General features: G+C 56.9%; 14 protein-coding genes. 8 read left to right on the top strand and 6 right to left on the bottom strand.

All coding sequences use genetic code 11. The annotated features are described in order from the left end of the window. Positions 1 to 42: 42 nt before the first annotated feature. From AO268_RS11585 to AO268_RS11550, 8 genes are all read left to right on the top strand, one after another. The gene (locus tag AO268_RS11585) at positions 43 to 1,104 is read left to right on the top strand and encodes a WD40/YVTN/BNR-like repeat-containing protein (RefSeq protein ID WP_169901123.1); all 1,062 of its coding nucleotides are present in this window, start codon (positions 43 to 45) and stop codon (positions 1,102 to 1,104) included. Continuing rightward, entirely contained in the window at positions 1,091 to 3,484 is a 2,394-nt protein-coding gene (locus AO268_RS11580; protein ID WP_099168763.1) for an efflux RND transporter permease subunit, read from the top strand. Before AO268_RS11585 ends, AO268_RS11580 begins: the two co-directional genes overlap by 14 nt. Before the next feature lie 162 nt (positions 3,485 to 3,646). Further along, positions 3,647 to 4,630, top strand: a complete 984-nt coding sequence (locus AO268_RS11575; RefSeq protein ID WP_099168762.1) for a VOC family protein — start codon at positions 3,647 to 3,649, stop codon at positions 4,628 to 4,630. A gap of 44 nt (positions 4,631 to 4,674) precedes the next feature. Next, the gene (locus tag AO268_RS11570) at positions 4,675 to 5,808 is read left to right on the top strand and encodes an FAD-dependent oxidoreductase (protein WP_169901124.1); all 1,134 of its coding nucleotides are present in this window, start codon (positions 4,675 to 4,677) and stop codon (positions 5,806 to 5,808) included. A 45-nt stretch (positions 5,809 to 5,853) separates the two neighbouring features. Continuing rightward, positions 5,854 to 6,783, top strand: coding sequence for a 3-keto-5-aminohexanoate cleavage protein (locus AO268_RS11565; RefSeq protein WP_099168760.1), 930 nt, complete (start codon positions 5,854 to 5,856; stop codon positions 6,781 to 6,783). Between the two features lie 9 nt (positions 6,784 to 6,792). After that, a complete protein-coding gene (locus AO268_RS11560; RefSeq protein ID WP_099168759.1) occupies positions 6,793 to 7,965 on the top strand; it encodes an alpha/beta hydrolase family protein in 1,173 nt (390 codons plus the stop codon). Further along, positions 7,962 to 8,987: an SMP-30/gluconolactonase/LRE family protein gene (locus tag AO268_RS11555; RefSeq protein ID WP_099168758.1), complete on the top strand. Its 1,026-nt coding sequence runs from the start codon at positions 7,962 to 7,964 to the stop codon at positions 8,985 to 8,987. The genes AO268_RS11560 and AO268_RS11555 overlap by 4 nt, the downstream gene beginning before the upstream one ends. 151 nt (positions 8,988 to 9,138) lie before the next feature. Further along, positions 9,139 to 10,083, top strand: coding sequence for a LysR family transcriptional regulator (locus AO268_RS11550; protein WP_099168757.1), 945 nt, complete (start codon positions 9,139 to 9,141; stop codon positions 10,081 to 10,083). On the opposite strand, the gene AO268_RS11545 is transcribed toward AO268_RS11550, so the two are convergent. The 6 genes from AO268_RS11545 to kdpF all read right to left on the bottom strand — a co-directional run bounded on the left by AO268_RS11545 (position 10,043) and on the right by kdpF (position 18,150). Beyond that, positions 10,043 to 10,735, bottom strand: a complete 693-nt coding sequence (locus tag AO268_RS11545; protein WP_099168756.1) for a response regulator — start codon at positions 10,733 to 10,735, stop codon at positions 10,043 to 10,045. The genes AO268_RS11550 and AO268_RS11545 overlap by 41 nt on opposite strands. Further along, the gene (locus AO268_RS11540) at positions 10,732 to 13,383 is read right to left on the bottom strand and encodes a sensor histidine kinase (RefSeq protein WP_099168755.1); all 2,652 of its coding nucleotides are present in this window, start codon (positions 13,381 to 13,383) and stop codon (positions 10,732 to 10,734) included. The genes AO268_RS11545 and AO268_RS11540 overlap by 4 nt, the downstream gene beginning before the upstream one ends. A gap of 108 nt (positions 13,384 to 13,491) precedes the next feature. Continuing rightward, positions 13,492 to 15,561: a potassium-transporting ATPase subunit KdpB gene (gene kdpB / locus AO268_RS11535; RefSeq protein ID WP_099168754.1), complete on the bottom strand. Its 2,070-nt coding sequence runs from the start codon at positions 15,559 to 15,561 to the stop codon at positions 13,492 to 13,494. 12 nt (positions 15,562 to 15,573) lie between these two features. Continuing rightward, entirely contained in the window at positions 15,574 to 16,227 is a 654-nt protein-coding gene (gene kdpC, locus AO268_RS11530) for a K(+)-transporting ATPase subunit C (protein WP_099168753.1), read from the bottom strand. 10 nt (positions 16,228 to 16,237) lie between these two features. Next, positions 16,238 to 17,944, bottom strand: coding sequence for a potassium-transporting ATPase subunit KdpA (gene kdpA / locus AO268_RS11525; protein ID WP_099168752.1), 1,707 nt, complete (start codon positions 17,942 to 17,944; stop codon positions 16,238 to 16,240). A gap of 107 nt (positions 17,945 to 18,051) precedes the next feature. Next, the gene (kdpF, locus tag AO268_RS11520; protein WP_003219423.1) at positions 18,052 to 18,150 is read right to left on the bottom strand and encodes a K(+)-transporting ATPase subunit F; all 99 of its coding nucleotides are present in this window, start codon (positions 18,148 to 18,150) and stop codon (positions 18,052 to 18,054) included. Between the last annotated feature and the right edge of the window lie 591 nt (positions 18,151 to 18,741).

Here is an 18,741-nt window from a genome sequence, read left to right as displayed (position 1 = left end):
GCCGGATAATTTGGCACGGTAACTTTCATGGTCGGAGAAGAAATGAATAAGTTGTTATGTGCCGTTGGGCTGCTAGGCCTCCTGTCGCTTTCCCAAAATGTCTTTGCCGTCAGATTTGAGGATGTCTCCACTTATCTCACTTCTGTTAGTAAAGCCGGTAATCGATTGGTTGCAGTCGGCGAACACGGAAAAGTGCTGCTATCCGAAGATAATGGCAAACATTGGCAATCTGTTGAGGGAGGTGTTACCAACACCCTTACAGCCGTTAGATTCTTCGATGACAGAGAAGGCTTCGCGCTCGGTCATGGCGGTACCATCCTCAAGACAAGTGATGGGGGGCAGACCTGGAGAACTGTACTGCAGGGCGCACAGGTTGCAGAACTGACCAGAGAAGCTGCGGCAAGGATCAGCTCTGATTCGCAGCTAGGCCACAAAGCATCTGAGCTTGAGCTATACGCGCAACGTCTCGATAAAAGTGAGGCAAGCGATCCGCTGTTTGACATTCTGTTTTTTGGGACCAACAAAATTCTAGTGGTGGGCGCCTATGGGATGGTATTGCGCTCAGACGACGGAGGGGACACTTGGCAGGTTTGGATGGCCCACGTCGAGAACCCTCAAGAGTCTCATCTCTATGCCATTGCTCAAGCCGGTGATGCCATCTACCTTGCCGGAGAACAAGGCTATCTTGCACGTTCGCTTGATCAAGGCAGGACATTTCTCAAGTTGAAAACCGACGTTGGCAGTAGTTTTTTTACTCTGCAGGTGGACAACCAGGGCAAGATTCTAGCGGCCGGACTACAAGGGATCCTTGTACTAACTGTTAATCAAGGGGGATCTTGGACCAGGCTCGATACTGGGCAGATTGGCACTCTGATTGACAGTGAGAAAGATGATCGTGGAAGAATCTACTTTGCCGATTTAAATGGCCGTCTTACAAGGCTGGTAGGGAATACGCTTACGCCAGTACAAAATGCGGATTTACCTCTTTCGGCATTTGTTATCGACTCTGAAGGCGCATTTGTAATTGTCGGTGCCTCGGGTATAAAAAGAATAACGGTCGATAAAGAAATATCCACTGGAGGGGCAGGCCATGAAGCTCTCTGAATCGACTGATCCGCTTGATTTTTCTGATCCACAGTCGTTTGACAAAAGATCCGGTAGTCTGGTGGAAAGACTGTTGTTCAATCGGCGAGGCTTAGTGTTGCTCCTCTGTTTTTTTGTCACCGTCATTCTGTCAGGGCAATTACGGCATCTTGAAATAAACGCAAATTTTGAAAAAATGATTCCTTATGATCATCCGTATGTTCAAAACTACCTGAGCAATAGGGATGAGTTGGGGGGACAAGGAAACTCTTTGCGAATTGCCGTTGAAAATACGCGCGGCTTTATATACGAATCGACTTACCTGGAGACCCTCAAGCAAATCAACGATGAAGTATTCCTGATACCTGGAATTGATCGCCCTTTCATGCGCTCCTTATGGACACCATCGACTCGGTGGATGGCCGTTACTGAAGACGGGCTTGACGGGGGAGCAGTGATTCCTGATGACTATAGTGGTGATGCCCAATCCTTGAATGTCGTAAAAAGTAACGTCGAACGTTCAGGTGAAATAGGTAAGTTGGTTGCTTTAGATGGCCGCTCAAGCGTTATCTATGTTCCTTTACTTAATCTGGATACCGAGACAGGACTTACCATCGATTACCAAGCCTTATCGCAAAGGCTCGAAACGCTACGTGATAAGTATTCCCAGCGGGGCGTCGAGCTACACATCATTGGATTTGCCAAGGTGGTGGGCGACCTCATCTCTGGATTACAGAAAATCATCATATTTTTTGTTCTGGCCGTATTTATTATCGGGGCGGTACTTCTTTGGTACACACGCTGCGCTAGAAGTACATTTCTGGTTTTGTTCTGCTCACTCATCGCTATTGTGTGGCAATTGGGGCTTCTCCCTCTCTTTGGACTAGGGCTCGACCCTTATTCGATTCTTGTGCCGTTCCTTGTTTTTGCTATTGGCATAAGTCATGGTGCACAAAAAATGAATGGCATCATGCAGGATATTGGGCGGGGTGCGCACAAACTAATAGCTGCACGCCTTACATTCCGCCGTCTGTTCCTTACCGGGCTGACAGCGCTTCTCTGTGACGCCGTCGGCTTCGCTGTTCTGTCGATTATCAAGATTGAAGTTATCCAAGATCTTGCTTTGGTGGCCAGTATTGGCGTGGGAATGTTGATCTTCACGAATTTGGTTTTGCTGCCGATTTTGTTGTCGTATGTCGGTGTTAGTCCTGCAGCCGCGGCCAAAAGTATGCAGAGCGGCGCAGTGGGGCTCGTGAAAGAAGATCGACATAGAGTTTGGCTTTTCTTGGATCGTTTTACCCAGCGTGGATGGGCAACGGCTACCGTGTGCGGCGCACTCGGTTTGGCGGTTTTCGGTTTTTACGTAAGTTTGCATGTGAAGATTGGTGACCTTGAACCCGGGGCCCCAGAGCTTCGGGCCAACTCACGCTACAACCTTGATAACGCGTATATAACGGAAAATTATGCGGCCAGTAGCGACGTAATGATCGTTATGGTGAAAACGCCAGAAAATCAATGCGCCCTTTATAAAACCCAGGCAAAGGTAGATGACCTGGTATGGAGGCTTCGTGATCTCCCAGGCGTGGAGTCGACGAGATCACTCGCTCAGCTCAGTCGGGCCGGGCTGGTTGGAATGAATGAAGGTAACCCCAAGTGGTTTGATCTGTCGCAGAATCAAGCGATGCTGAATTCAATTGCTACGAATGCCTCGCGCGATTTATTTAACCAACGCTGCAGCCTCCTTTCCGTATTTATCTATTTGTCTGACCATAAAGCGAATACGCTTGAAGGCGTTACCAATTTAGTAACGGATTTTTCGAGAGATAACGCCACAACTGAAGTGCAGTTTTTGCTGGCTGCAGGCAGTGCAGGGTTTGAGGCAGCCACGAATCAAGTTGTAAGGGACGCTAATCGTGAAATGCTGATCTGGGTATATGCGGCTGTTGCGCTACTCTGCCTGATAACCTTCCGAAGTTGGCGTGCAACACTATGTGCTATTTTGCCTTTGATGCTGACATCCGTGTTATGCGAAGCATTGATGGTATGGCTGGGTATCGGGATCAAGGTGGCCACTCTTCCAGTTATCGCGTTAGGTGTCGGTATCGGCGTTGACTATGCGCTATACGTTATGAGTGTGTTGTTAAAGAATCATCGCGCTGGTCTGGGGCTTTCTGAATCTTACTACGGTGCTCTACTTTTTACCGGCAAGGTGGTGATGTTGACTGGTATCACTCTTTCTGCCGCTGTCTTTTTCTGGGTATTTTCCCCGATAAAATTTCAGGCAGATATGGGGGTTCTTCTCGCCTTCATGTTTCTTTTAAATATGCTGGGTGCGCTGATACTGCTGCCGGCTTTGGCATACTTCCTGTTGTCCGCGCCTCAAGTGAAAAATGAAAAATAGCATGCTGCTATCAGAGCGAAAATATGGTTTCCTGTTGCGAGTTCATTGTGTGAACCCTGAACGTTTGCGGAAAGAACTTTTCTCTGGTTTTTTACTCTTCCATAATCCGATATACAAAAATCGTCCTAGTCGATCAAGGTGGAAGTAACTGGAGGTTTATTTATGTCGATCATTGGGATTGAAAGTCTTGTGTATGGTGTCGATGATATTGCTCTGTGTACCCAATACTTGAAAGATTTTGGTTTGGCACTGAAGCGCAGCGATGAAACCGAAGCTGTTTTTGAGCTGGCTGAGGGTTCAAGTGTATATGTTAGATCAATTAATGACTCTCGTATTCCTAACTCCAAACAAGTAGGTTTTGGTGTGCGCGAAGTGATCTGGGGTGTTGATACGCAGCAAGCATTAACTGCACTGGTTCAGAGCCTGAGTCAAGATCGTGAAGTGAGCGTCGACAGTGACGGCACCGCTCGGTTTTTCACGGATGGTGGCCTTGCTTTTGGTCTTCGTCAGTTTACAAAGAAACCGATTGTGAACGCTCCAGCACCGACCAACGCCCCCGGGATGGTCTGTCGCTTAAATACTCCACGGCCTTGGCGAACTCAAGCTATACCAAAAACTATTAATCATATCGTTTTTGCGGTGCCTGATTTTTTGCAAGAAACTGCCTTCTTCCAAGAGCGTCTGGGTTTCAAGTTATCTGATTATCAACATAATGTCGGTGTCTACTTGCGAGCGGACGGCACTAATAACCATCATTCATTGCTTGCCATGAATGCCTCCATGCCAACGCCTGGAATGGATGGACAATTGCGTTTCCATCACGCCAATTTTGGTGTTTGCGATCTGGATGAATTAATGATCGGCGTGAATAACATGGAGCGCGCCGGCTGGCCTAAGTCTCACTTTGGATTGGGTCGTCACCGAATCGACTCGGCGTTGTTCTGTTACCTGCCGTGTCCGGCCGGTGGCGAGATCGAGTACGGCACCGATGCCGACTATGTGGATGACACATGGGTGCCGAGAGAGTGGCCGATACCACTCTTTGCTTATTCCCACTGGGTTCAAGACATTCCCCCCTTTTTAGTGGAAGCCCCGGCCTGGGAGTTCCGTTATTTGACCGATGGAAAGATCCCGAAGATAAAGTAGACACGTTCAGAAAATAATAATTCTAACAATAACAGGTGACTAAATTGGCAATTCGCAAAGTCCTGATTGTTGGCGGTGGCATCGGTGGTCTGACCGCTGCTATTGCACTTCGTCGAAAAGGGATTGAGGCCGACGTAATAGAACGTGATCCAAATTGGTCTGTTTATGGTGTCGGGATCATCCAACCCTCAAACGTGCTACGTGCTCTACACGAGATTGGATTGGGCGACGCCTGTATTCAGAACGGTCGTGGCTTTCAGGGGTGGCGCTTCTGTGACGCTCAAGGAAACCTGCTCGGCGAAGCCGGTAGTCATAATGTTCTTGGGCCGGACTACCCGCCTGTCAATGGGATTCGTCGGCCCGCCCTTCATAAGATCCTTACGGAAACGACCCTGGGACAAGGCACTTTAGTTCGCCTGGGGGTTACGCTCAGCTCATGGGTAGAAGATCTCGAAGGTGTTGACGCCATTTTCAGCGATGGAACCGAAGGGCGATACGACCTGATTATTGGGGCGGATGGGGCCTATTCAAAACTGCGTCAACAGATATTCGGGGATATGTCTAAGCCAAGCTTCACCGGCCAGGGCGTTTGGCGTCATAACTTTGAGCGCCCTCGCGATCTCGACTGGGGAATGCTCTTTTTTGGCGGGAAAAGCAAGGCAGGCCTTGTACCGATCTCTGAAACGCTCATGTACCTCTTTGTTGCCACACCTGAGCCCGGTAATCCGAAACACCCTACCGATCAGCTTCACACCTTGCTTAAAGAACGCCTTGCAGAGTACGGCGGCATCGTGAAGCAGCTGTCCGAACAGATTGTCGATGCGAATGACGTGGTCTATCGCCCGATGGAAGTTGTGATGCTCCCTGAACCTTGGCACAAGGGGCGAGTCGTGCTGATTGGTGATGCGGCGCACTCAAGCACTCCACACCTTGCCGAAGGTGCGGGAATGGCGATCGAAGATTCGGTTCTTCTTGCCGAAGTATTAGCCACTAATGGCCAAAACGTCGAATTGGCTTTGACGATGTTTGAACAACGCCGGGCGCCAAGGGCAAAACTTGTCTATGACGTGAGTGTTCGCCTTGGAGAGTGGGAGATGGCTCAGTGGAATGGGCAACCTCATGGTGATGTCGGTGCACTTATGAACAGTACTTATACAACACTAATGCAACCGATCTGACTTCGTGAGTCAGTTAAAGCCACTAACTAAAAGGTAATTTATTAGATGAGTAAAGTCATTATTACTTGTGCGATTACTGGGTCGGCTCATGTACCGACTATGTCTCGTTACTTACCCATTACGCCAGATGAAATTGTAGAGCATGCGATTGAAGCGGCAGAGGCTGGTGCTGCGATATTGCACCTGCATGCTCGTGACCCTCAGGATGGACGGCCGACACCGGATCCGAAAGTATTCTCTCAGTTCGTCCCGCGCATTGCACAAGCAACCAATGCCGTGATTAATATAACGACGGGCGGCAGTATGGGAATGTCGCTTGAAGAACGTCTTGCCTATGCTTTGCAAATCAAGCCTGAACTGTGTTCGTTGAACATGGGGTCGATGAATTTTTCATTACACCCTCTCGCAAAAAAAATAACAGATTTCCGCTTTAGCTGGGAAAAACCGTATCTCGAAGCTTTTGAAGATAAAGTTTTCAAAAATACGTTCAAAGATATCAAGCACATCATGTTGAAGTTGGGTGAGGAGTGTGGCACTCGATTCGAGTTTGAGTGCTATGACATTAGTCATCTTTACAACCTGGCTTTTTTCTTGAATGAGGGGTTGATCAAACCACCGTTCTTTATTCAGTCGATTTATGGCGTCCTGGGTGGAATGGGGCCTGATCCAGAAAACCTTTCGTTGATGCGCACCACGGCTGATCGACTGTTCGGGCGCGAGAACTATCGTTTTTCTGTCCTGGGAGCTGGCCGCCACCAAATGCCTCTCGCTGCGATGTCCGCAGTCATGGGGGGGAACGTGCGCGTAGGTCTTGAAGACAGTGTGTTTCTTGGTAAAGGCGAACTCGCCGTGAGCAATGCCGACCAGGTGCGCAAGGTACGCCGCATTCTGAGTGAACTGTCGCTCGAAGTAGCAACACCCGATGAAGCACGCACGATGCTTGCCCTCAAGGGGCGCGATGCCGTCAATTTGTGAGGAACTGAAATGGTCGAGTATTTTCCAACTAATTACGTCTGGAACTTATCAGTCAATATCGCTTTAGGTACGGGCGGGAATACGGGTGAGATTGATGAGGTCTGCCGACCTTTGATTGAGCCGTCCCAACGTACAGATGATAGTGGCGCAGAAGAGTTCTTCATGGCATGGCGCGACCTTGGGGACCGCCTTTATTCGCTTGCCGAGGACGACCTGGCCGCCGGGAGAAAGCTGAGTGCGGGGACCAAACTCGCTCGTGCCGCCGTGTATTACATCACGGGCGAGCGGGTGACTCACCCAACCTTCGAGCCGCGAAAAGAAGCCTACAAAAAAGGTCTGGACTGCTTCGCCCGGCATATTCAACTCAGCGGGGCCAACTGTCAGCGCGTTGATATTCCGTACCGTGGTAAGACACTGGCCGGTTTGTTAGTCAAGGCCAGGAACAGTCAGGGCCCGGCCCCCTGTGTGGTGCTTGCGAACGGCCTGGATAGCTTCAAGGAAATGATCTACGGCAGCGGCATCCAGGATGCGCTCGCCAACCGTGGAATTTCGAGCATTGCGATTGATCAACCGGGTACCGGCGAAGCCTTGCGTTTGAATGGTCTGACAGCGCTGATTGAAGCGGAAGTATGGGCCGGCGCAGTGATTGACTACCTTGAGCAGCAAAACGATGTCGACAGCGGCAATATTGGTATGTGCGCCTGGTCGCTTGGGGGGTACTACTCACCTCGGGCTGTCGCGATGGAAAAGCGTTTCAAGCTTTGTGTGGCGTGGGGCGCGAACTTTAACTGGGGGGAATTGCAAAAGCGCCGTCTGGCACGTGAAGGCGACCGGCCGGTACCGCATTATTGGGATCATGTGCAGTGGGTTTGGGGCAAGCCAAACCTTGATGAGTTCATGGCCTTTTCTGAAGGCATTACCTTGGCACCCGTCATCGACAAAATCACTGTGCCGTTCCTTGTCGTTCATGGTGAGGCGGACCGTCAGATCCCCAGCGAGTATGCCCATCAACAATATGACGGCGCGGTTAATAGTCCTAAACGGGAGCTCAAATTCTTCACTCGTCGTGAAGGCGGCATTGAACATTGCAGCGCAGACAATATGACGAACGTACGCGACTATATCGTTGATTGGATCGCGGAAACCTTCACTGAGCTAGGGGCTAGCGGGGTGAGAACATGACGCGTGGGAAAAACCCTCTTGACGGCTGGGTGCTTAACCGCGCCGACATTAAGCACGTTGGACATGACCTGAGAAGGCCGGAATGTATCCTCGCTGAGCCCGACGGCACGCTTTGGAGTGCCGACGCTCGGGGAGGTGTCATGCGCATTGATCCCAGCGGCGATCAACACCTGCTTGTTCAGCGGCAGAGTTCTCACTTTGACCTCAAGGCAGATATCAAGTCGAGCCTGCTTTCTGGAACGTTGCCCAACGGACTTGCCTTCACAAGCCATGGCGACTTTCTGATCGCAAACTTTGGTACTGACACCCTGGAACTCATGACCAGAGACGGGCGTTCGCGTGTACTGCACGACACGATCGATGGAAAGCCACTCGGTAAGGTCAACTATGTGATGCGTGACTCAAAAGATCGGATCTGGTTGACCGTTTCTACTCGTACCAATCCGTGGAGCGATGCGGTCCGTAAAGATCTTGCTGATGGATATATCGCCTTAATAGATGGCAATGGGCTGCGGGTTGTTGCTGAGGGTTTTGCCTTCACCAACGAAATCTGCCTGGATGCGAACGAAGAGTACCTTTATGTCGCTGAAACCACTGCGAATCACGTTAGCCGCTTAAAAGTTGCGCCTGACGGAACACTTTCCGGGAGGGAAGTATTTGGTCCGAGCGATTTAGGGCGAGGCTTGATTGACGGTATTACCTTTGATGCCTATGGAAACCTTTGGGGGGCGATGTGTCTCTCTGACAGGCTTATCGCAATTACACCCGAAGGGGATTTGAAGACCCTATTTGATGACGGCGAAGACCCTGCTGTCGAGCAGTTCGAGCGCGAATTCCAGTCTGGCCAGGCGCTATCTTTTGAAACGCTTGCGGCATGTGGAGGAACGGTCTCGCCTTGGATGGCCAGTATTACGTTTGGTGGGCCGGATCTCAAAACGGTTTATGTCGGTAGCCTTAAGGGGACGACTATCCCTACTTTCATCTCTCCTGTTGCCGGTTTGCCAATGGTTCACTGGCGCTGACTTGGGTCTGGTTGTGCGGGGCGGTTGAGACCTGAATATGTATACGGGGTAGTGAGCGTTCCGAACAGCCTTGCTCGATTTGCGGAATAACCATTGTTGCGCTAGTGTGAAATTGCCTACGAGGCGTATCAATGATCGAGCCCAATAAAAAATGCGTCTTAATAAATTCGATCTTAATAATCTGGTCTGTCTTGATGCGTTGTTAGCAGAGAAGAGCATAACGCGCGCTGGCGACCGACTGTTCTTAAGCCGCCCTGCCATGAGCAATGCGCTGGCACGGCTGCGTGAGTATTTCAACGATGAAATTTTGACGCAGGTGGGCAAAACAATGGTGCCTACACCCTTTGCCCTGTCATTGCAGGCTCCCGTGCGCGACCTGTTGTTACGCATGCAGGCTGTTATCTCTGCGTCGCCGTCCGATATAAACCTAGCAACGGTTGCCCGTCGGCTTTCGGTTACATGTTCGGACTATGTCGCTTCGATCTTTATGCCAGTGGTTTTAGCGCATATTTATGAACAAGCGCCCAGTATTGCATTTGATATACGTCCATTTTCATCCCGGTATTTAGAAGAAATCGACAGCGCAGAGATAGATTTTCTCATCACGTCTGATAAGGCGATCAGCGACGAGCATCCTTCGGAAATGCTCTTCACTGATACATTTTCTTGTGTCGTTTGGGATGAAAACCGGAAGCTCGGCGCAACTCTAAGTCTTGAAGAGTATTTGAGCCTGGGGCATGTAGTCGCTCAGTGGGGAGTAGGCCGTATCAAAGCTTTGGACGAGTCTTTTCTCCAGGAGCATAACCTGTCCCGGCGTATCGAGACCTGGGTTTCTACGTTCACGCAGATACCTCAATACGTAGTGGGTACCGGGCGAATCGGCACACTACCGACCCGGTTAGCACAATGGGCAGCCCAGCGCTGGCCGCTTCGTATTTTTGAATGTCCAGTCCCTATCCCTCCTCTTAACGAGATGATGCAGTGGCACGCCTATCAACAGTCAGACCCTATTCAATCCTGGGTCAGAGAGCAGTTTCGGTATGTCGGGGGCTTGCTCACAACCCCACCAACCGGTAGCCCACCTGCAACTCGGTAATAAAGTACTGCGGCTGCGCCGGGTCCACCTCCAGTTTTTGCCGCAGATGCGCCATATGCACCCGTAGATAGTGGGCGCGGTCGACGTAATCCAGGCCCCACACTTCCAGCAGCAGTTGCCGGTGGGTCAGTACGCGGCTCTGGCCGCGAATCATCGCGCAGAGCAAGCGGTACTCGATGGGGGTCAGGTGTACCGGCAGGCCTGAGCGCCACACTTCATGGGTCGCCAGGTCGACGGCAATCTCGCCAAACGCCACCTTGCTGGTCGCCATCACGGTGCCGGTGTGTCCATGCCGGCGCAGTTGGGCGCGGATGCGGGCGAGCAACTCGGGCACGCCGAATGGCTTGGTCAGGTAGTCATCGGCACCGGCGTCCAGGGCCGCGACTTTTTCTTCTTCACGGTCACGGGCCGACAGCACCAGGATCGGCACCGCGAGCCAACCGCGCAGTTCGCGGATCAATTGTTTGCCATCGCTGTCCGGCAAGCCGAGGTCGACGATCACTAGGTCGGGCTGGCGGCTGGCGGCATGGATCAGCGCCCGTTTCACGCTGTCGGCCTCGAACACATGAAAGCCTTCATCTTGCAGGGCAATGCGCACAAAGCGGCGGATGTTGGCCTCGTCTTCAACGATCAGAATGCGTGCAGTGTTCATAAGGGTTCCATGGCCGGTGGGGTGCCTGCCGGTAGCGTGATGGTGAAATGCATGCCGCCCGCGCAGCCGGGGTTGGCTGCGATACGCCCGCCGTGGGCCTCGACGATGCGTTTGGCCAGCGCCAGGCCCAGGCCGATGCCGGCCACCGACGATTCCTGCTGGCCGCGGGTGAAGGGCTCGAACAGATTGGCTGGCGCGCTACCGGGGCCGGTGTCGCTGACCTCAAGCACAATGTGCTCGCCGGCCAGGCTGGCGGCCACGCTGATGGTGGTGCCCGGCGGGGTGTACTTGGCGGCGTTGTCCAGCAGGTTGACCAGCACCCGTTCGATCAGCAGCGCGTCGACGTCCACCAGCGGCAACTGCGCGTCGAGCGTGGTGTGTACGCGGTGTTGCGCCAGTGGTTCGCGCAATTGGCGCAGGGCGCTGCCGACGATTTCTTCCAGCGAGTGCCATTGGCGGTTCAGGCGCACACCGTGTTCTTGCAGGCGCGCCATATCCAGCAGGTTTTCGATCAGCCGCTGCATGGAGGTGGCCTGTTCGTGGATGCCCTGCAGCAACTCGCTCAGTGGCCCCGGCGGGGCGTGGGGCAGGGCGGTGTCGGCGGCGCCGATCAGGGTGGTCAGCGGCGTGCGCAGGTCGTGGGAAATGGCTGCGAGCAGGGTGTTGCGCATTTTTTCGCCTTCCATCTGCACCAGGGTGCTTTGCGCCACTTCGACGAAATGCACGCGCTCCAGGGCAATTGCCAGCTGGCTCATGCAGGCCTCCAGCAGGCGGCGTTCCTGCGGGTCGTGCAGGCGATCGCGCTGGGCCAGTTCCAGCACCAGCACGCCGCGCACGCGCATCGGCGCCTTGAGCGGCCAGTAGCTGCCCTTGGCCGCCGACAGCGTATCGGTGCCGTGGCCGGCGGGGTGGCCGTGGTCGTAGGTCCACTGGGCGATGCTGTCGTCGATCGGCAGCCCACCGGCGCTCACACTGTGGACGCCATCGGCGGCGTCCGGCAGGGCCAGGCCCACCCGGGCCTCGAAGACGCCGCTGAAGGTGCGCAGCGCGACCTCGCTGATCTGCTCCACGGTCAGCGCCGCCGACAGGTCGCGGGCCAGGCGCGCCAGGGAGGTGGCGCGGCGTTCCCGTGCGGCGGCGGTGCGCGCTTCGTGACGCAGGCGTGCGGTGAGTTGGCCGGTGATCAGGGCGATGCCGAGCATCAAGGCAAAGGTGAAGAAGTACTGAGTGTCGTTGACCGTGAAGGAATAGCGCGGCTGGACGAAAAAGAAGTCGAGACACAGCACCGCGAGCATCGCCGCCCACACGCCGGGGCCGCGTCCAAAGCGCAGCGCTACCAGCACCACCGTGAGCAAAAACAGCATGACCACGTTGGCCAGGTCGAACACCTGCAGCAGCAGGGCGGCGACGGCGCTGGTGGCGAAGCAGGCCAGGCTGGTCCAGACGTACGCCAGGCGAGTGCCGGGCAGTGGCGTGGTGTTTTCGCGCACGGCGGGTTTGCCCGGCAGCAGGCCATGGGCAATCACAATCTGGTCGATTTGCGGGTGATGGCGGCTGATCCGGTCGCTGACCGACTGATGCCAGAACCGCCACCGGCGGCGCGGATGATGGCCGAGCATCAGGCGACTGGCGTTGTGTTCACGGGCGCAGGCCGCGAGGGCTTCGGCAACGTCCATGCCCGGCAGTGTGGCGGTGTCGGCGCCGAACTCCTCGGCCAGGGCCAGGGTTTTCATCGCGCCCAGGTAGTGCCTGGCGCCGCGCCCCTGGGCCGAGGCCACATGCACCACAATCCAGTCGGCTTCCAGCTTTTGCGCCAGGCGCGCCGCTTCACGCACCAGGCGTTCATCGCCGGCATCCCCGGCGATGCCGACCAACAACCGTTCGCGGGCCGGCCACAGGGTCTTGATCGACTGCTCGCGGCGGTACACGCGCATCTGCGTATCGACCCGGTCGGCCGTGCGCCGCAGGGCCAGCTCGCGCAGCGCCAGCAGGTTGCCCTTGCGGAAAAAATGCTGTGACGCACGCGCCGCCGCCGGGCCCAGGTACACCTTGCCGTCCTTGAGGCGTTGCAACAGATCGTCGGGCGGCAGGTCGATCACTACCACTTCGTGGGCGTTGTCGAACACATGGTCTGGCACGGTTTCACGCACCCGTATGCCGATGATCCCGCTGACCAGGTCATTGAGGCTTTCCAGGTGCTGGACGTTGAGGGTGGTCCACACGTCGATGCCGGCGCTGAGCAGTTCTTCCACGTCTTGCCAGCGTTTGGGGTGACGCGAGCCGGGCACGTTGCTGTGGGCCAGTTCGTCCACCAGTAACACGGCAGGATGGCGCAAGAGGGCGGCGTCGAGGTCAAATTCGCTGAGGGCGAACTCACGGTGCAGGTGCTGGGCGCGGGGCAGTTGTTCGAGGCCGTGGAGCCGCTCGGCGGTGTCCTGGCGGCCATGGGTTTCCACCACGCCGGCCAGCACGTCGCGGCCCAGGCTGGCTTCGCGGCGCGCCGCTTCGAGCATCGCGCAGGTCTTGCCCACCCCGGCGTTGGAGCCAAAGTAGATACGCAATTTGCCGCGCAAGGCGGCCTGTTCTTCTTGTTGGACCCGGGCCAGCAGGGCGTCGGGGTCGGGGCGTTCGTTGTGTAAGGCGGGCATGTCATTCCTGGTCAATGGGGTTCAAATGTGTGGGGCTTGCCCGCGATAGCGGTGAATCAGTCACAGCGCTATCGCGGGCGAGCCCGCCCCCACATTGGGGTTGAGTCGTTACACCAGGCCCACTGCGGTCAAGAGCATGTCGATCAACTTGATCCCGGCAAACGGCACCAACACCCCGCCCAAGCCATAGATCAGCAGGTTGCGGTTGAGCAGGGCCGCCGCGCCGATTGCACGGTAAGTCACGCCGCGCAGGGCCAGGGGAATCAGCGCGACAATGATCAGCGCGTTAAAAATCACCGCGCTGAGAATCGCCGAGTTGGGGCTGCTCAGTTGCATCACGTTCAACGCGCCGAGCTGGGGGTAGGTCGCGACAAACGCCGCCGGGATGATTGCAAAATACTTGGCCACGTCATTCGCCACGCTGAAGGTGGTGAGGGCGCCGCGGGTCATCAGCATCTGCTTGCCGACTTCAACCACTTCGATCAGCTTGGTCGGGTTGCTGTCGAGGTCGACCATATTGCCGGCCTCCTTGGCGGCTTGGGTGCCGCTGTTCATCGCCACCGCCACGTCGGCCTGGGCCAGCGCCGGCGCGTCGTTGGTGCCGTCGCCGGTCATGGCCACCAGCTTGCCCTGGGCCTGGTAGTCGCGGATCAATTGCAGCTTGTCTTCCGGGCGGGCTTCGGCGAGGAAGTCATCTACCCCGGCCTCCACCGCAATGGCCGCAGCGGTCAGGCGGTTGTCGCCGGTGATCATCACGGTCTTGATGCCCATGCGCCGCAGCTCGGCGAAGCGCTCCTTGATGCCGCCCTTGACCACGTCCTTGAGTTCCACCACGCCCAGCGCCGTGGCGCCGTCGCTGACCACCAGCGGCGTGCTGCCGCGCCGCGAGACTTCATCGACCTTGGCCTGCAAGGCCGCCGGAAAACTACCGCCCAAGGCCTCGATATGGCGGCGGATCGCGTCCGCCGCCCCCTTGCGAATCGCCCGGCCTGCGGGCAGGTCGACGCCGCTCATACGGGTTTGCGCGGTGAAGTGCACAAAGCTGGCGCCCAGTTGGTTGATGTCCCGCGCGCGAATGTCGAACTTCTGCTTGGCCAGCACCACAATACTGCGGCCTTCCGGGGTTTCATCGGCCAGGGAGGCCAATTGCGCGGCATCCGCCACGTCGGCCTCTTTGATCCCCGGCGCCGGCCAAAAGCTGCTGGCCTGACGATTGCCCAGGGTGATGGTGCCGGTCTTGTCCAGCAGCAACACATCGACGTCACCTGCTGCCTCCACCGCCCGCCCGGAAGTGGCGATGACATTGGCCGACATCATCCGGCTCATGCCCGCCACGCCGATGGCCGAGAGCAGGCCGCCGATGGTGGTGGGGATCAGGCAGACCAGCAAGGCCACCAGCACCGTGGCGCTGACCACGCTGCCGCTGCCGCTCATGAGCACGGCGAAGATCGAGTACGGGCTCAGCGTGGCGATCACCAGCAGGAACAACAGGGTCAGGCCCACCAGCAGGATGGTCAGGGCCACTTCGTTCGGGGTTTTCTGCCGCTTGGCCGATTCGACCATCGAGATCATGCGATCGAGGAACGCCTCGCCGGGGTTGACGCTGATGCGCACCACCAGCCAGTCCGACAGCACACGCGTGCCGCCGGTGACCGAGGAAAAATCGCCGCCGGCCTCGCGAATGACCGGTGCCGATTCGCCGGTGATCGCGCTTTCATCCACCGACGCCACGCCCTCGATCACGATGCCGTCGAGCGGCACCAGGTCGCCGGCCTCGACCAGCACCACCTGATCCTTGCGCAGCAGCGTCGCTTCGGTCGGCAGCCAGGCCGCGCCGTGCTTGGGTTGTTGCAGCAGCTTGGCCAGGGTCTGGCGTTTCATCCCGCGCAGGCTGGCGGCCTGGGCGCGGCTGCGGCCTTCGGCCAGGGCCTCGGCGAAGTTGGCGAACAGCACGGTGAACCACAGCCACAAGGTGATGCTGAGGATAAAACCGCTGGGCGCTTCACCCTGGCCGCCCAGGGACTGGAACCACAACAGGGTGGTGAGGAGGCTGCCCAGGTAGACCACGAACATCACTGGGTTTTTCCATTGCGCCTGGGGTAGCAGTTTCTTCAGCGCATCCCCACACGCGGTGAGCACGATGGCGCGATCAAACAGAGGTAAACGAGCATTTTTCATGAGGGCAATCTCTTACTCACTGGCCGCAATAGGCGGTGATGGCAGGCGGGCGTCCAGCGCCAGGTTGAGTTGCAGCACATTGACCCGGGGCTCGCCGAGCAGGCCGAGGGTGCGCGCGCTGGTGTGCTGGCTGACCAGTTGCAGCAGCTCGGCTTCGGGGATCTGCCGCAGGCGCGCGACCCGTGGCAGTTGCAGGCGCGCATTGGCCACCGAGATATGCGGGTCGAGGCCCGAGGCGGAGGCGGTGACCGCGTCCACCGGCACCTGGGCGTCGGCGGCCAGGCCATTGGCCAGGCGATAGGCCTGCACGCGGGCGGCCACCTGGTCCACCAGCTTCTGGCTGGTCGGCCCCAGGTTGCTGGCGCCGCTGGAACCGGCGTTGTACGGCTGCGACACGCTTTTGCCCGGGTCTTGCGGGTCGGCGCCCAGGGTCATGCTCGGGCGGCCATGGAAGTATTGCGGCCGGGTGAAGTGCTGGCCGATCAGGGTCGAGCCCATGACCAGGCCATCGCGTTCAATCAGCGAGCCGCGGGCCTGGAACGGGAACATCAGCTGTGCGGTCACGGTGGTGAACGCCGGGTAGGCGAACCCCGTCAACAGCATGAAAAATACCGCCGACACCAGCACCGGGCGCAACAGCCCCTTGAAGATCGATTGAGTTGTCATCTACGTGTCCTCAGTTGTACGTGTGGCCGGACAGCAACTGCAGTTGCTCCACCAGCGGGCCGAGCGCGAGCGCCGGCAAAAAGGTCAGGCCGCCGACCACCAGCACCACGAACACCACCAGCAGCATGAACAGCGGGGTTGCGGTAGGAATGGTCCCGGCACCGGCCGGCACGGTTTTTTTCAGCGCCAGGGAGCCGGCCACGGCCAGCATCGGCAGCATGGTGAAGAAGCGCCCGATCAACATCGCCAGGCCGATGGTGGTGTTGAAAAACGGCGTGTTGGCGTTCAAGCCGGCAAAGGCCGAGCCGTTGTTGGCGGTGCCGGAGGTGTAGGCGTACAACACCTCGCTGAACCCATGGGGGCCGAGGTTGTTGAGGCTGGCCATGGTGTCGGGCCACAGGGCGGCGAGGGCGGTGAAGCCGAGGATGCTGATGGGGTGCGCGAGCACCGAGAGCATCACCAGCTTGATCTCCCGCGCCTCGATTTTCTTGCCGAGGAACTCCGGGCTGCGACCGATCATCATGCCCACCAGGAACACCGTCAGCAGGGCGTACTGGATCAGGTTGATAAAGCCCACGCCGTCGCCGCCGAACACGCAGTTGAGCATCATCTGCGCCAGGGGCACGAAACCGCCCATGGGGGTCAGCGAGTCATGCATGGTGTTGACTGAACCGGTGGTCGCCGCCGTGGTGGTGGCAATGAACAGGCTGCTGTCGGCGATACCGAAGCGCAGTTCCTTGCCCTCCATGTTGCCGCCACTGTGTTCCAGGGACAGGGTCTGGTTGGCGCCGGCCTGGGTCAGCAGTGGGTTGCCGTTTTGCTCGGCGCCGTAGACCAGGGCGAGGAAGCCGATGAACATCACCAGGAAGGTGCCGAAAAACACCCAGCCCTGACGGCGTTGCAGCAGCATGCTGCCGAAGGTGTAGGTCAGCGCCGAAGGGATCAGCAACATGCTCAGGATATGCAGGATGTTGGTCAGCGGCGTCGGGTTTTCAAACGGGTGCGCGGCGTTCATGCTGAAGAAGCCACCGCCGTTGGTGCCGATGTGCTTGATCGATTCAAAGCTGGCCACTGCGCCGACAATCAACTGTTGCTGCGCCCCTTCCAGGGTGGTGACCAGGGCCTGGGAGGCGAAGGTCTGTGGCATGCCCTGCCAGACATACACCAGTGCCATGCCCACGCACAGCGGCAGCATCACGCGGTACAGCGTGCGGGTGAAGTCGACCCAGAAGTTGCCGATATCGCCCGAACTGGAGCGGCTCAGGCCACGAATAAAACCGGCCGCCGCGACCACGCCGGAGGTGGCGCCGACGCACATCAGAAAGGTGATGACCGCCATCTGGCTGAAGTTCGACAGGCTGGTCTCGCCCGAGTACGCCTGCCAGTTGGTGTTGGTGATAAAGGACGCGGCGGTGTTGAACGCCAGGTCCGGGGTTTGCGCGGCGAGCCCCAGTGGGTTGATCGGCATGAAGGTCTGCAGGCGCAGGACCAGATAGCCCAGCAGCATCATCGCCGCGTTCGACAACAACAGCGCCGAACCGAAGCGGGCCCAGCCCATGGTTTCCTGTGGGTCGATGCCCAGCAGGCGATAGGTAAAGCGTTCCGGCAAGGCATGCCGGGTCCCGGTGAAGACCCGGGTCAGCCATTTGCCCATCAGTACGGCGAGCCCCGTCATTACCCCCAGGACCAGCGCAAATTCCAACAGCGTGCTTAACATGTCGTGGCTCCGTTCAAATCTTGCCCATGGCGACAATGGCCATGGCAGTCGCAACAAAAAACACCAGGGAAAGGCTGATAAACATCAGGTCGTACATGGCCAGCTCCCTAGAATTTCTCTGCGCGAATAAGGGCGTAGCCCAAGTAAGCGAACAGCCCCACGGCACATAAGCCGCTGGCGATATAAATGAACTTAAGTGTGAGCACGGTGTAACTCCCCTGAATAAATAAGCCGCAACTGCGGACGCGGGGAGGTTAATCCCCGGGGTATCAAGTTCGGGCACTGATTACGCGTGGCGGTATTAAGACGGCATATAGAGAAAGTTCTGCCGGGCAGACGAAAAAAAGGGATCGCCCGCCGCCCGGGTATCCCTTTAAACACTGGGTGCTGCTGAGGTTGACGCCCCGCTTATTTGGTTTTGTTTTTCTTCTCGCTGCGGGTGGCGAGGTGCTCGAAGCAAAATGCGGCAGCACCGAAGAGCGCAATCATTGACAGGACGATCATGCCTAAAGTTGAACTTTCCACGATAACTTCCTACGGGTATTAGGGTAGGCAGTGACGGTAGAGTGTTTGCACTTGGTTACTCAATAGCGGCGACGTAAACGTTATGCAGAATAGACAAACTATATGAACTCTTTACGCGGTGCTGGGCACCAGCGCCGCGACGATCCCGGTTCCCCCCGGAGTGGCCATGACCTGACGGAATACCCCCATACCCATTGGTCGATTGCACCGCGGCCGGCACCCACGCTTATCTATAGCCACGCGAAGACTTCAAGGCGGCACAGTGCCCGCTT

The organism is Pseudomonas sp. ICMP 8385 (assembly GCF_002699915.1).
Lineage (GTDB): Bacteria > Pseudomonadota > Gammaproteobacteria > Pseudomonadales > Pseudomonadaceae > Aquipseudomonas > Aquipseudomonas gessardii.
The sequence above is the reverse complement of the archived record's forward strand: the minus strand, read 5'-3'. Positions and strand labels throughout refer to the sequence as shown.

Coding starts and splice junctions, on each gene's coding strand:
- AO268_RS11585 (WP_169901123.1), top strand. CDS start 43: ATGAATAAGTTGTTATGTGCCGTTGGGCTGCTAGGCCTCCTGTCGCTT.
- AO268_RS11580 (WP_099168763.1), top strand. CDS start 1,091: ATGAAGCTCTCTGAATCGACTGATCCGCTTGATTTTTCTGATCCACAG.
- AO268_RS11575 (WP_099168762.1), top strand. CDS start 3,647: ATGTCGATCATTGGGATTGAAAGTCTTGTGTATGGTGTCGATGATATT.
- AO268_RS11565 (WP_099168760.1), top strand. CDS start 5,854: ATGAGTAAAGTCATTATTACTTGTGCGATTACTGGGTCGGCTCATGTA.
- AO268_RS11560 (WP_099168759.1), top strand. CDS start 6,793: ATGGTCGAGTATTTTCCAACTAATTACGTCTGGAACTTATCAGTCAAT.
- AO268_RS11555 (WP_099168758.1), top strand. CDS start 7,962: ATGACGCGTGGGAAAAACCCTCTTGACGGCTGGGTGCTTAACCGCGCC.
- AO268_RS11550 (WP_099168757.1), top strand. CDS start 9,139: ATGCGTCTTAATAAATTCGATCTTAATAATCTGGTCTGTCTTGATGCG.
- AO268_RS11545 (WP_099168756.1), bottom strand. CDS start 10,735: ATGAACACTGCACGCATTCTGATCGTTGAAGACGAGGCCAACATCCGC.
- AO268_RS11540 (WP_099168755.1), bottom strand. CDS start 13,383: ATGCCCGCCTTACACAACGAACGCCCCGACCCCGACGCCCTGCTGGCC.
- kdpB (WP_099168754.1), bottom strand. CDS start 15,561: ATGAAAAATGCTCGTTTACCTCTGTTTGATCGCGCCATCGTGCTCACC.
- kdpC (WP_099168753.1), bottom strand. CDS start 16,227: ATGACAACTCAATCGATCTTCAAGGGGCTGTTGCGCCCGGTGCTGGTG.
- kdpA (WP_099168752.1), bottom strand. CDS start 17,944: ATGTTAAGCACGCTGTTGGAATTTGCGCTGGTCCTGGGGGTAATGACG.